Annotated in this window: 12 protein-coding genes; 2 read left to right on the forward strand and 10 right to left on the reverse strand. The window is 29.0% G+C overall.

Annotated elements, in window-relative coordinates:
* Positions 1-2 precede the first annotated feature (2 nt).
* Together ychF and EXC53_RS01660 are read right to left on the reverse strand one after the other, a co-directional pair.
* Entirely contained in the window at positions 3-1,103 is a 1,101-nt protein-coding gene (ychF, locus tag EXC53_RS01655; protein ID WP_119572168.1) for a redox-regulated ATPase YchF, read from the reverse strand.
* A gap of 131 nt (positions 1,104-1,234) precedes the next feature.
* Positions 1,235-1,822, reverse strand: a complete 588-nt coding sequence (locus EXC53_RS01660; RefSeq protein WP_119572169.1) for a helix-hairpin-helix domain-containing protein — start codon at positions 1,820-1,822, stop codon at positions 1,235-1,237.
* Here EXC53_RS01660 and EXC53_RS01665 point away from each other — a divergent pair.
* The gene (locus tag EXC53_RS01665) at positions 1,815-3,029 is read left to right on the forward strand and encodes an IS3 family transposase (RefSeq protein ID WP_129724563.1); all 1,215 of its coding nucleotides are present in this window, start codon (positions 1,815-1,817) and stop codon (positions 3,027-3,029) included. The genes EXC53_RS01660 and EXC53_RS01665 overlap by 8 nt on opposite strands.
* 16 nt (positions 3,030-3,045) lie before the next feature.
* Here the strand turns inward: EXC53_RS01665 and EXC53_RS01670 are convergent, their stop codons facing one another.
* The 7 genes from EXC53_RS01670 to EXC53_RS01700 all read right to left on the reverse strand — a co-directional run bounded on the left by EXC53_RS01670 (position 3,046) and on the right by EXC53_RS01700 (position 11,304).
* Positions 3,046-4,233, reverse strand: coding sequence for a GIY-YIG nuclease family protein (locus EXC53_RS01670; protein WP_119572213.1), 1,188 nt, complete (start codon positions 4,231-4,233; stop codon positions 3,046-3,048).
* Between the two features lie 59 nt (positions 4,234-4,292).
* On the reverse strand, positions 4,293-5,477 hold the full coding sequence (locus EXC53_RS01675; protein ID WP_119572214.1) for a phosphoglycerate kinase: 1,185 nt from the start codon (positions 5,475-5,477) through the stop codon (positions 4,293-4,295).
* 151 nt (positions 5,478-5,628) lie between these two features.
* The gene (gene gyrA, locus EXC53_RS01680; RefSeq protein ID WP_119572215.1) at positions 5,629-8,256 is read right to left on the reverse strand and encodes a DNA gyrase subunit A; all 2,628 of its coding nucleotides are present in this window, start codon (positions 8,254-8,256) and stop codon (positions 5,629-5,631) included.
* Between the two features lie 135 nt (positions 8,257-8,391).
* Positions 8,392-8,805 carry a large conductance mechanosensitive channel protein MscL gene (locus EXC53_RS01685; RefSeq protein ID WP_119572216.1) on the reverse strand — a complete coding sequence of 138 codons (414 nt, stop codon included), beginning with the start codon at positions 8,803-8,805 and terminating at the stop codon, positions 8,392-8,394.
* 92 nt (positions 8,806-8,897) lie between these two features.
* Positions 8,898-9,260 carry a hypothetical protein gene (locus tag EXC53_RS01690; RefSeq protein WP_119572217.1) on the reverse strand — a complete coding sequence of 121 codons (363 nt, stop codon included), beginning with the start codon at positions 9,258-9,260 and terminating at the stop codon, positions 8,898-8,900.
* Between the two features lie 9 nt (positions 9,261-9,269).
* Positions 9,270-10,316 carry a nicotinate phosphoribosyltransferase gene (locus EXC53_RS01695; RefSeq protein WP_268926794.1) on the reverse strand — a complete coding sequence of 349 codons (1,047 nt, stop codon included), beginning with the start codon at positions 10,314-10,316 and terminating at the stop codon, positions 9,270-9,272.
* Positions 10,317-10,398: 82 nt separating this feature from the next.
* Positions 10,399-11,304, reverse strand: a complete 906-nt coding sequence (locus tag EXC53_RS01700) for an MAGa3780 family membrane protein (RefSeq protein WP_408634270.1) — start codon at positions 11,302-11,304, stop codon at positions 10,399-10,401.
* 40 nt (positions 11,305-11,344) lie between these two features.
* Here EXC53_RS01700 and EXC53_RS01705 point away from each other — a divergent pair, with 40 nt between their 5' ends.
* A complete protein-coding gene (locus tag EXC53_RS01705) occupies positions 11,345-13,033 on the forward strand; it encodes an IS1634 family transposase (protein WP_129724600.1) in 1,689 nt (562 codons plus the stop codon).
* A gap of 122 nt (positions 13,034-13,155) precedes the next feature.
* Here EXC53_RS01705 and EXC53_RS01710 read toward each other — a convergent pair whose 3' ends face one another.
* Positions 13,156-14,256 carry an MAGa3780 family membrane protein gene (locus EXC53_RS01710; protein ID WP_129724602.1) on the reverse strand — a complete coding sequence of 367 codons (1,101 nt, stop codon included), beginning with the start codon at positions 14,254-14,256 and terminating at the stop codon, positions 13,156-13,158.
* Positions 14,257-14,263 lie beyond the last annotated feature (7 nt).

Below are 14,263 nucleotides of genomic sequence, written 5' to 3' on the forward strand. Positions count from 1 at the left end.
GATTATTTTCCGAATTTAAAGTGACAAATATCACCATCTTGCATGATGTAATTTTTACCTTCAGAACGAAGTTTACCAGCTGCTTTTGCACCCGCTTCGCCACCAAATTCAATAAAATCATTGAAAGAAATTACATCAGCTTTAATAAATTTTTTTTCAAAATCTGTATGAATTACACCAGCACAACGTGGAGCTTGTCATCCTTTATGGAAAACTCAGGCACGAGCTTCGATTTGACCGGCTGTGAAGTAAGTTTGTAAGTTGAGCAAATCAAATGCTTCACGAGTTAAAACATCAAGACCGCTACTTTCGATTCCATACATTCCAAGTAATTCCATCTTTTCATCTTCATCTTCAACTTCAATTAATTCACTTTCAAGCTGCACACAAATTGGTAATAATTTTTCGTAGTCTTTTAAAGAGTCATTGAGAGCTTTAAAGAGCGGGTCAGCTTTATAATTAGCAAATTGATTATTGCTTAAATTAGCAACATAAATAATTGGTTTTAGAGTAAGAAGGTGATAACCTTGAATATATTTGCGTTCATTTTCATCAAGTTCAATTTCACGAGCGGGAATATTTGATTCTAATGCTGCTTTAATTTTTAATGCAGCATTTTGCTCGATAATTCCTTCTTTATCCCCTGCTTTAGCTTTTTTTGCAACCCTATTTAAAACATTGTTGATTGTTTCAAGATCAGCAAGAAGCAATTCGTAGTTAATAACTTCTTTATCACGAACAGGATCGACGCTATTTGCAACATGCATGATATCTTTATTTTCGAAACAACGGACAACATGAATAATTGCATCTACTTCACGAATATTTGCAAGAAACTTATTTCCAAGTCCTTCTCCACGTGAAGCTCCTTGAACTAAGCCGGCAATATCAACAAAATCAAAAGTTGCATAAATAATTCGGTCAGGTTTAATTAATTCAGCAATTTGCTTTAATCTTTTATCAACTAACGGTACAGATGAAATATTTGGTTCAATAGTTGTGAAAGCATAGTTTGAAGCTTCAACTTGTTTGCGAGTAATTGCACTAAATAAAGTGCTTTTCCCAACATTAGGCAATCCAACAATACCTGCTTTTAAAGACATAAGATCTCCTTTAATATTATTTTAATTAAATTATTGAATTTGAATTTTATTTTGAATACAAAATATTGTAAAAATCTTAATTTATTATATAGAATTTTTGTTTGCTAATGGTTTAAAAAACAAAAATAAACTTATTCTTCTTCTTTAAAAGCATCAGTAATTAGTTTCGCTATTTTTTTATTAGTAACTTTTTCGATCTCTTCATAACTTGCGTTATAAATTTTGGTGTAAGTACCAAAGTGATTTAGCAATAGTTTTTCTGTTTTAGATCCGATTCCTTTAATTTGACTGAGTTTACTTTCAAGTGAAGAAACAAGATGTTTTTTTCGCATAAAACTCTTAGCAAAACGATCTACTTCAACTTGCATTTGTGCAAAAAGATTTAATAATTGAGTAGAAACTTTAATTTTTTCGAATTGACTATTAATTAAGTAATCAGTTTTGTGTAAGTTATTTTTAACTAGCCCAAAAACAGGAATATCTAGCCCGGCTTCTTTTAATGCGTATAAAGCTTCGTTAATTTGCTGTTTTCCGCCATCAACAATAAAAATATCATTTGTATGAATTTCGTTTTTTACGCTGGCTAAAAAACGAGCAATTGTTAAATACATATATTCAACATCGCTTTTTCGTGAAAAATGAGTGAGATAATTTTCGTGATTAAATTTACGATAAAGTAAACTAGGACAATAAAAATTAACATTCCTTCGAATGTTAATTTTTTATATTTTTAAAGGAGAAAAAATGGGTAAACATTTTACAGAAGAACAAGAAAAAGAAATTTATAATACATTTTTTCAATTAGGCAAAAAGTATGCAATTGAACTTATGTATAAATATGGTGCAAAAGCAAAAGATAAATATGTGAAAGCAAGATTACGAGGAATATTAAAACATTATAATTGTAATATGAATAAAAAACCAAGAAAGCCTGGAACCGGTAGGTCAAGAAAAGTGAAAGAACAAGATATAAATTGAGACATTTTTACACGAGAAGATTTAATTGAAATTGCAAAAAGATATAGAGAAATTACAAAAGATAAATTTAAAACAGAGAAAGTTCAAGAGGCATCACATATTAATATGGCTTCGTATAAACTTGCTATTTTGTTGTATCTTTGTAGACAAACAATATCCAAACATAAAAGAAATAATTTTGCTCCTAAAAATAAATCCAGAAAAATAAAGTACCAAGACTTGATTATTGATTCATTTAAACAAAATAGATCTAAATATGGTAGACAAAAATTAAAATATTTTATCTTAAAGCACTATAAAATAGACATAAACGAAAGAACTCTAGGAAGATATATGAATGCCTTAGGTTTATTTTGCAATATAAGAAAAAGAAAAAAATTAAAAGAAGTAAAGAACACATCTGTCATAAAAGAAAACATTGTGAATAGAGATTATAACGATGTATATAACAGAAATATATATGCTACCGATGTAACATATCTCCCAGCGACAAAAGATGCGATAAACAATAATGTTTATCTTTCAGTAGTGATTAAACATAAAACTAAAGAAATAATTAGTTTTTCTCTTTCCAAATTTAATGATTCAAAATTAATTTACAAAACATTTGAAAATGTGGATTTTGAAAAAAGTTTTATACTACATTCAGATCATTGCTCAACTTATACATCTGATGATTTTTCTCATTTTATTGAAAATAAAGGTGGAATAATTTCACTTTCAAAAGTAGGAAATAGTTTAGATAATAGAGTTGTGGAATATTGATTTTCAAATTTAAAAACTGAATTAATTAGAGATTTAAATATCAAAGCTATGACTTTGAGTGAACTAGAAAAAGTAATATCTAATTATGTTAATTGATACAATAAATTTAGAATTCAATCATGTCTAAATTGAAAAACCCCATACGAATATAGTATGGGGCTATCCAATTTGATAAATTGTTAATTTTTTCTGTCCTAGTTTAAAGTGATTTATTTTTTTGAAGATTTTGATAAGCAATCGCAACTCCGATTGGATGAGTATTATTAAAATTAGAGTTGTCAAAAAGAAAAATATTGTTAATTTTTTGCCCGTGATTTAAAACTTTTTCTAATTCAGTTTGGATTTGTTTGTCACGAGCGCTTCTTAGAATAATTTCATTGTAAAATAGTTCAAGATTTAATTGATTATTAGTTTGAGCTTGGTCGAGAATTTTCTTTAAAATTCCAACTTTTGGAAAGACAATCTTTTTACCAAAAGTTTCATCAAAATTGAAAGTTTGATATTTATTATCTAAAATAATTTGATCTGGAAATTCATTGTTTTGATAAAAACGTTCAAGAAAATTATTGATAATTTCTTCAGGGAGTCCTAGATTTTCAAAGTTATATTTAAGGTGAGCGATTTGGACACCATAACGATATAAAATTGCAAAAACTAAAACGGTAGATTCGATGATAATAAATGAAAAAACATCAATATTTTTGAAATTAATTAGTTCAACAATTTGTTGTTCACGCATTCCTTTTAATACGGCGATTGATTTTTTATATTCAAGAGCTAATTCAAAATTAAGAAGACTAGCTGCTTGTGCCATTTTAGTTTCAAGTAGTTCAATAAATTTATTATCTCTTAGTTTCAAAAGTTCTACTGCGTTTTGAAACTTAGTTTCTCATTCGTGAAAACTAGCTCTTTGAATTAATAGTCCATCTTTATAAAGAAAGAGTCTTTGGAGAATATTACTAAGTTCACGAGCTGAACTGCCTTTCGGAAATGGTCCGTAGTAAAAATTAGTTTTACTTTGTTTATTAATTCTAAAACTGGTTTGAATTTCTAATTTATCGGTGAGTTTTAAAACTAGATATGGATATCTTTTATCATCTGTTAATTCAAGATTGTAAGAAGGTTTATAAATTTCAATATAATTTTTTTCTAAAAGATAAGCCTCTTTATCACTTTTACAAATAAAAATATCAAAATCTCTAATTTCGGCTACCATTTTGTTAGTTTTGTAGGAATTAATTGAACCTTTGAAATATTGATTCATCCGATTGAAAAGGTTTTTGGCTTTACCAATATAAATTACTTGATTTTCTTGATTTTTTCAAAGATAGACACCAGGTTTTTTAGGGAGGTTTTTGAGTTTTTCTTGAAGAGAAGTTTGGATCATATTATCCTTTCATTTGATATTAAAAATATCGCTAAAAAGCGATATTTAGTTTGAAAATTTTATTTTTCTTGAACAGAAACAACTCCAGGAAGTTCTAAACCTTGAAGTAATTCTAAACTAGCTCCACCACCAGTTGAAACGTGTGAGAATTTATCTTCCATTCCTAATTTTTCAACTGCTGCAACAGAGTCTCCACCACCAACTACTGAATAAGCGTCTTTTAAGTTAGCGATCGCTTTACATACAGCAAGTGTTCCTTCTTTAAAGTGCTCAAATTCTGTTACACCCATAGGTCCGTTTCAAACTACTGTTTTAGCACCTTCTAAAGCTTTTTGGAAAGCTTCGATAGATTTAGGACCAAGATCTAATCCCATGTATCCTTCTGGAATGTCTAGACCAAATAATGTTCCTTCAACATCAGCGAATTTATCTGCACATAAGTGATCAACTGGTAAAAGAACTTTGTCACCATATTGTGCTAAGAAGTTTTTAGCAAGTTCTAAGTAATCGTTTTCCACTAAACTATTTCCAATTTGGTGTCCTTGTGCTTTTAAGAATGTATAAGCCATTCCTCCACCAATAATCATTTTGTCAGCAATTTTTACTAAGTTTTCTAAAACTTGAATTTTATCAGAAACTTTTGCTCCACCAATGATTGCAACATATGGATGTTCTGGGTTTTTGATTGCTCTTTCAAGTGATGAAACTTCTTTTTCCATTAAGTATCCAAGAGCACTTTCTGAAATGTTTGATGCAATTCCGACATTAGAAGCGTGTGCACGGTGTGCTGTTCCAAATGCGTCGTTTACAAAAACATCAGCAAGTGAAGCTCAGTATTTTCCAAGTTCTGGACTATTTTTACTTTCTGCTTTGTTGTTTAAATCTTCATAACGTGTGTTTTGAACTAATAAAACATCACCATTTTTCATGTTTTTGATTGCTTCTTCTAATTCAAGTCCACGTGTTTTATCAACAAACACAACAGGTTTATTAAGTTGTCTTGCAAGTTCAATAGCAACAGGTTTTAAAGATTTGTTTGCTAAATCTTCTTGTGTTTTTACTCTTCCTAAGTGTGATAATAAAATTGCTTTTCCACCTTCGTTAATAATTTTGTTAATTGTAGGTAAAGCAGCAGAAATTCTTTTTGTTGATGTAATCACTCCGTTTTTAACAGGAACGTTAAAATCTACTCTTACTAAAACTTTTTTTCCATGAAGTTTTAAGTCATTAATAGTTTTTTTCATCAATATCTCCTTTATTTTTCAAATATTATCTATATTATAAATTAAATTTTTTTATCTGATAGATTAAAATATGAGTTTTTACCTATAAGAAAAAATAACTTTTAGATCTTGGGCGTAAGTCTAAAAGTTATTGGTATTATTTGAGATTTTTTTATTCTTGGTTTTTAATGATATCAATTGCTACAATTTCATCATTTTCACGAAGGTTAATAATTTTAACACCTTTAGTATTTCTTGATGTTTGAGAAATTTGAGCGATTTTTGTTCGAATGGTAATTCCAGATGCTGTAATGATTAATAATTCATCTTCAAGTTTAACAAAGCTTGCAAAAACAAGGTTTCCGGCTTTTTTAGCATCAATTCCTGTTGTTCCTTTTGCTCCACGTTTAGTTAAACGATATTCTTGATGTGGAGTTAATTTCCCAAATCCTTTATTTCCAATTGAAAGAATATATTCTCCATCTAAGTTTGAAGAACAAGAAATAACTTTTTGATTTTCTTCTAGTTTAATAGCTCTAACTCCTAAAGCTGTTCTTCCAAGAGGACGAACATCATCTGCTTTAAATTTAACAATATTTTTATCATTATTTGCTACTAAAATTAAATCTTGATCACTTAGTTTAAATGCACGAACAAGAATGTCGCCTTCATTTAGTTTAAAGGCGTTTAATCCGTTTCTTCTAACATTAGCAAAAGCACTTAATGCTGTTTTCTTAAATAAACCTTTTTCAGTAATTGTTCCAAGGAAAAGATTGTCGCTATATTCTGCTACATCTAAAATTGATACTATTTTTTCGCCATTTTCAATATCTAAGGTTGGAATCACATTAATTAAAGGAATTCCTTTTGAGTTTTTTGATCCCTCTGGAATTTGGTGTGCACGAATTTGGTATGCTTTTCCAAAGTTAGAGAAGAGCAATAAATCAGTATGAGTTGAAGTTTGAATAATCATAGAAATATCATCATTATTATATGTTTTCATACCGATTGAACCAATTCCGCCACGATTTTGAATTGTGTAATCTTCAAGGTCAATTCTTTTTACATAACCATTTACACTAGCTGTAATAACAATTTCACGTTCTGGAATTAAATCTTCATCTGAAATGATTCCAGCATTTGATTCGTCAATTTTTGTTCGTCTTTCATCGTTATATTTGTCTTTGATTACTTTAAGTTCTTCAACGATTGTCTCAATTAATTTTTGTTCAGAATTTAAAATTTCTAAGTAACCTGCAATTTCAGCTTTAAGTTCAGCGATTTCAATTTCCATTTTTTCAATATTAAGACCTGTTAATCTTCTTAAACTCATATCTAAGATTGCTTTACTTTGTTTTTCATCAAGACTAAAACGAGTCATTAATTTTTCTTGTGCTTCTTGATCTGTTTTTGAACCACGAATGATTTTGACTACTTCATCAATATTTGAAACAGCTATTTTGAGTCCATCTAAAATATGAGCACGTTCTTGTGCTTTACTTAAATCAAATTGTAATCTTCTTGTAACTACTTCTTTTTGATAGTCAAAGTAAATTTCAAGAATTTGTTTTAAGTTTAAAAGTTTAGGTTCTCCCTTAACTAAGGCAACCATATTAGCATTAAAGTTAGTTTGAAGTTGAGATTTTTGATAAAGTTTATTTAAAAGAATGTGTGGATTGACTCCTTTTTTTACTTCAATAACAATTCTGATTCCTTCACGATTTGAAGATTCATCTCTTAAATCAGTAATTCCTTCAACAGCTTTATCTTTGTGTAATTTAACAATATCTTCAATTAAGGTTTTCTTTTTGATTCCGTATGGAATTTCACGCACGATAATTTTACTTTTTCCGTTTGCAAGTTCAATAATTTGACAATTTGAACGAACTGGAATTTTTCCTTTTCCAGTTTCATAAGCATCTAAGATTCCTTTTGTTCCTAAAATTGTTGCTCCAGTTGGAAAGTCGGGTCCTTTTAAGTATTGCATTAATTCTTTCACTGTAATTTCTGGATTATGTGCTAAGGCAATTGTTGCATCAATTGCTTCACCTAAATTATGTGGTGGAATAGCAGTTGCCATTGCAACGGCAATTCCGGTTGCACCAGAAACTAGTAAATTCGGAAAACGAGCTGGTAAAACAGAAGGTTCGATTTCAGAAGCATCATAGTTATCAACAAAATCAACAGTATTTTTCTTAATTCCTTCAAGTAATTCAGAAGAAAGTTTAGCCATTCTAGCTTCTGTATAACGCATTGCGGCAGGTTCGTCACCATCGATTGAACCGAAGTTTCCGTGACCATCAACCAAAGGATAACGCATTGAGAAATCTTGTGCCATACGAACCATAGCTTCATAAACTGAGCTATCACCATGTGGGTGATATTTCCCAAGAACATCCCCAACTACCCTTGCACTTTTTCTGTGCGGACTACTTGGTGTTAAACCAAGTTCAGCCATATCGTAAAGAATTCTTCTATGAACTGGTTTAAGTCCATCACGAACATCAGGAAGAGCACGCGAAACAATAACGCTCATTGAATATTCGATGAATGATTTTTTCATTTCATCATCAATTCAAGTAGGGCTTAAATTAGTTGTTGGCTGATCAATAATTTGTGATTCAACTTGATATTCATCTAATTCTTGCGGAGCTACTTCCTCTTCGATTTCTTCTTTGACTACAATCGCTTTCTTTTTACCAAAAACAACACGATTATCTTCTTCGTATTCGAATTCAAGATCTTCAATAATTGAAGCTCTATTTTCTTCGAGTTGTTTATCTTTATCATCTAAAATCATAGATACCTACTTCCTAAAAGTGTTTTTAATAAAATATTTATATTTTATTAAATTATACTATTTTCTAAATAAAAAAGAAAACCAGCTAACAAGAGCTGGTTTAGACTTTTTATCACTTAGTTATAAGGTTAAAAATTATTTTTTAGCAAGGTTATCATTTAATTTTTGTAACTCAGCTAAGATTAATTCATCTGTTGATGGTTGTGGTGCAGCAGGAGCTGGAGTAGGGTTTTTAGCTTCTTTAATTGCTTGAATGTGGTTCATTATTAAGAAGTACACAACAAGAATTACGAAAATTACTAATGAAACAATGATGAATGTAAGTAATGCAGCTAAAAAGTTACCGATTCTTACTCCACCATATACCATGTTTTTAAGTTCATCAAAGCCTAAAATTGATGAAATAGGGCTCATAATAATATCGTCTGCAAATGATTTTACTAATGCACTAAATACTGCTCCTAAGATAAAAGCAACTGCTAATAAAAGAATGTTACCTTTTTTAAGAATTGCTTTTGAGTCCTTGACTGCTTTTGAAAATTTTGACATATAATTTTTCTCCTCTTATATTCAATTTATATATGTATCCGTTATATTTTACATTATTTTTTAAAAAATAAAAATGGAGCAATGCTCCATTTTTAAGAAAACATTCCAATAAAGAAAATTATTGCAATTCCTGTGAAAAGAACCCCAAAAAAGAGTGGTGCATTATATTTAGCACGCTCTCATGATGGTAAATACATTCCACTATTTTGATATGTAACATTTTTTCGTTTAGGATTTTCTTTTAAAAAGTCAGCTAATTGTGCATTTTTATATTCTTTAATTTTTCTAAGTGAGTAATAAAAGTAAATTGCGAACGAAACAACAGCAAGAACTAATGCAATTATAAAAATAGCAATAATTACTCCAAATGGAGTATGTTTGAATAAACGACTACCTGGATTATCTAATGGTGAACTTGTTAAATTTTGTATTGAATCTTGAAGTTTGACTAACATAGTTTTCCTTTACTTGTGATATTGAATTAAATTAGGATTTTCTCGGTATCCTCGACCTTCTTTTGCTTGTTTTGCTCCGTTTAAAAGAGTAGCATCAGCTGAAAAGCTATTATTAAGTTTAAAAATACTTTGCCCAACACCATAATAATCAACAGGGACATTTAATGATTCAAATAATTGGATTTTAGCAGCATCAAAACCACTCGAAACAACAATTTTATAGCTTGTAGCACCTGCTTTGTCTAATGCTTTTCTTAGACGAATTACTTGTTCAGGATTAACACCTAGTTGCGGATTTGGATCATTGTCGAACATATGATCGATCATATTTTTACCAGTGTCAATTCGAACTCCTCAAACTTTATTACCTAAAGCTTTATAAACTTTTAACGAATCTTCAATAACATTATTATTATAATCAACTAGTGCGATTAATTTAGAATTTGGAAAATGTTTGTGAAAAGCTTTGGTTGCAGCAACAACATCCCCGTTAAAACCTTGAATTAAAATATGAGGCATACTTCCAAAAACAGCTTCTTCATCAAAAGAATCTTTTGGTTGTTGATTTTGTTGCATTAAGGTAGAAACTATTTTAATTCCTCCTAAAGCAACAGCTTTACCATCAATAGCTTGATTTAAATAATGATCAGCACGATCTCCCATGAAAATAACTTCTTTTTTTCCAGCTGCTTGCTTACAGTGGTATGAATTTGTTGCAATAGAAGTTGACCGAGCTAAAATTCCATCAATCATTCCTTCTCAAATCCCAAATTCTTGATATTGACCAGTTAATTCTAAAACAATATCTAAATTATTAATATGTGAACCATCAGGTAAATAACGAATGATGTATTTAGAAGTATCTGTCACTTTTTCAAGTAAATCTAAAACTTCTTGCATTCCTGCTAAAATACTATTATCTTTTCTTTGGAAAAATTGAAGTGTAATAATATTGTTAGGCTTTTCTTTAGCTAAGATTTCTTTGGTTTTATGAAAATATTTAGCAATATATTTTTCTTCTTTTAGCATGAAACTCCTTCGAAATAGTGTTTCTAATATTATAACATTATTAAACAAAAAACCATCTTACTAGGATTAAGAAGAGGTAGTTTGATCTTTTAAATCAAAAACGACATGATTAATTCATGTCGTTATTTTCATTAGTTTCTTTATTTTTATTTTTACTTAATTTTTGGATTGTTTCCATTGCTTTTTGATAATAATTTTGAATTTTTTTATTTGAATCTTTTTTAGGGAACAAACGCTCACGAATTTCGTTTGCACTTTCAAGAGAGTATTTGCTTAAACGATTTGTAAATTTAAGCATTGCTTTAATGTATTTAGTATCAGGATTAATAAAGTAAAGCTTAGGCATTTCTTCTTGACCTGGACGACGAATTCGAAGAATTTGTCTTAGTAAAAAACCAATTGCTGGAGCAGAAATAAAAGCAAGTGAAATCATCAAGATATTAAGAACTACTTTAATGAAAATTAAATCTCCAGGATAACCTAATGGATGATTAAAACTTACGAGTTGATAAATTACAATTCCACGACTAAGTTCGCTTGGATAAATGATTGTACCATCTGCTTGGGTTGTTTTACCAAATTCCATAAATTTGTATCCTAAAACATAAGTTGGAACGATTAATAAAATTAAATAAAGTGCCGGATAAATTGCAAAAGATCAAATGCTTGGATTAGAAATTTGAATTCGTTTACGTTCATAATATAAAGTTGCTAGCCCTAAAATCGGAGCAACTATGTGCATAATTATAGACTTAACTTTTTGGTCATAAAAAAGATTAGTATAAGTTGTTGGTACCATGAAGACACCAGTTCAATAAGCAGAAGCTACGATAATAATGTAAACCATTGAAGCAAAATAGAATTTTTGAGCTCTAAGCGAATTTTGAGCAGTTGGATAAAAAAGTAAAGTAATTGCCATAAAAATATTTGAAAGAAAAGTAAATCAATAGGTTGAACCTGAGTTTCCAAGTTGGAAGCTCTTTTTTATACCTTTTACCTTATTACTTATATACATTGTATATAAGTACCATTTTCAATTATTTTAACTTTTTACAATGATTACAATGATAATAATGTATAATATAAATATGAGCAACTACATTTTGTATAAAAGAAAAAACCCAAAAGGGATTTACATTGCATTAGGAATATCAAAAGGATACGGTAAAGGGATTGGGAATTTAGTTGGATTAGGTTATTGAGAAGAAATTAAAGAAAAATATTCTCTGCAAAACATCGATGATTTAAAACCAATTGCTAGATTGGTTCCTGTTGGAGAAGATAAAATTGAAGTTAAAACCAAATTTTTCCAATTGCTTAACCCGACATCTGTTGAAACAAATGTAAAAAACGTTGGTATTGAATTGATTTATAAAGTAATTAAAGAACTAGATTTATTTAAAGGATTACCTAAAACTAAACACAAATCTTTAGAAGAAGTATTAGAATTTATTGTTGCAACAAGAATAATTCAACCAAGAAGTTATATTTGTCAATACAAAAACAAAAATGATTTTTTACATAAGATAGATGTAAAAAAATCTTCAATTTATAACTATTTTGATACTTTTTTAGAATATAAAAATACAATTTTAGTCAATATTTATAACAAAATGCAAGAATTGACAACTAGAAACACAAAATTAATGCATTTTGATAATACAACTGTTTATTTTCAAAGTTTTTCAAGAGATGGTTTGAGACAAAGAGGTTTTTCTAAAGATGGAAAGCATGATGAAGATCAAATTGTTGTGGCTATGGCAGTTGATAATAATGGTATTCCTTTTCACTATAAAGTCTTCGAAGGAAATACTGGAGATTCTAAAACTCTTGTGAAATTTTTAATTGAAATGCAAAGAATTTACAAAACAAAAGACACAATAATAGTTGCTGATAAAGGTATTAGTCAAAATGCAAATTTAAGATATTTAGAACAAAAAGGATATAAATATATAGTACAGAAACGTATTGATATTCTTGGAAAAGAAGATAAAGCATTTATAGTAAATGATCAAGGGTTTGTTCAAGAAAATGATTATTTTACTAAATCTAGATTCGTCCAATCTGTTTGAGCTAAAAACAAAAATAAAAAAAGATATAGCGATACTTTTAGAAAACAATTTGTCTATTTTAGCCCTTCAAAACAAACTTTAGACAAAATAAAAAGACAAAATCTTATTAATAAATTGGAGAAAAAGTCTATTAACGGTGAATTGCCATTAAGTGCTTTGGTTCCTGAATATAAGAAAAAGTATATGGATGTAGATGGTAAAACAGTCGGAAGATTAAATATCGAAAAAATTAAAAAAGTAGCTAATGAAGATGGCTTTTATATGATTGAAACCAACATAACAAACATAGATTCAAAAGAAGCGAATGAAATATATAAGGGACAATGAAAAGTGGAAGAAGGTTTCAGAACCTTAAAATCAGCAATCGAAGTTAGGCCGATGTACGTTTATAAAGACGAGCATATTCAATCTCATGTATTTTTATGCTTTTTATCTCTAATTGTTTTGAAATATTGCATTTATAAATTAAAGAAATTTTATAAAGATAATGGAGAGATCCAAAAACTCACAATGAATATGTTTATAGATGCATTGAAACTTATAACAATCACAACAAAGACTGTGAATGGTAAAGTTGTAAGTGAAATCAAGAATAATTTAGACCCAGAACATAAGGAATTAAACAAAATATATAGTGATTTTCAATATGCAGTGGATGGTCTATCATTGTAATTTAAAAGTACAAAAAACGAATACGCCTTATTTGTAGGTGTATTCGTTTTTTTCTTCATTACAACTTGGAAACGCAGGATTAAGAAGAGGTAGTTTGATCTTTTAAATCAAAAACGACATGATTAATTCATGTCGTTATTTTCATTAGTTTCTTTATTTTTATTTTTACTTAATTTTTGGATTGTTTCCATTGCTTTTTGATAATAATTTTGAATTTTTTTATTTGAATCTTTTTTAGGGAACAAACGCTCACGAATTTCGTTTGCACTTTCAAGAGAGTATTTGCTTAAACGATTTGTAAATTTAAGCATTGCTTTAATGTATTTAGTATCAGGATTAATAAAGTAAAGCTTAGGCATTTCTTCTTGACCTGGACGACGAATTCGAAGAATTTGTCTTAGTAAAAAACCAATTGCTGGAGCAGAAATAAAAGCAAGTGAAATCATCAAGATATTAAGAACTACTTTAATGAAAATTAAATCTCCAGGATAACCTAATGGATGATTAAAACTTACGAGTTGATAAATTACAATTCCACGACTAAGTTCGCTTGGATAAATGATTGTACCATCTGCTTGGGTTGTTTTACCAAATTCCATAAATTTGTATCCTAAAACATAAGTTGGAACGATTAATAAAATTAAATAAAGTGCCGGATAAATTGCAAAAGATCAAATGCTTGGATTAGAAATTTGAATTCGTTTACGTTCATAATATAAAGTTGCTAGCCCTAAAATCGGAGCAACTATGTGCATAATTATAGACTTAACTTTTTGGTCATAAAAAAGATTAGTATAAGTTGTTGGTACCATGAAGACACCAGTTCAGTAAGCAGAGGCTACGATAATAATGTAAACCATTGAAGCAAAATAGAATTTTTGAGCTCTAAGCGAATTTTGAGCAGTTGGATAAAAAAGTAAAGTAATTGCCATAAAAATATTTGAAAGAAAAGTAAATCAATAGGTTGAACCACCTCAAAAAAGACGGTTGGCATTTGGGTAGACAATATCACTAAAATGTTTTTGCTCATTAATTGGTAATTTAGCAATTATGTCTTGAATTTTTGAATAATCAGCAACTGCACGATAAGAAACCATTTTTCATTCATTCATAGTAATGACAATATAAGTAATCAATAAAAAAAAGCCAATTGAAAAGGTTATTCAATCTTTTTTATTGAATTGTTTAAATTTTTCAATGACCTTTTCAAATAGCTTATGCATATTATCT

The sequence above is a fragment of the Mycoplasmopsis gallopavonis genome (genome assembly GCF_900660635.1).
GTDB classification, from domain to species: domain Bacteria; phylum Bacillota_I; class Bacilli_A; order Mycoplasmatales; family Metamycoplasmataceae; genus Mycoplasmopsis; species Mycoplasmopsis gallopavonis.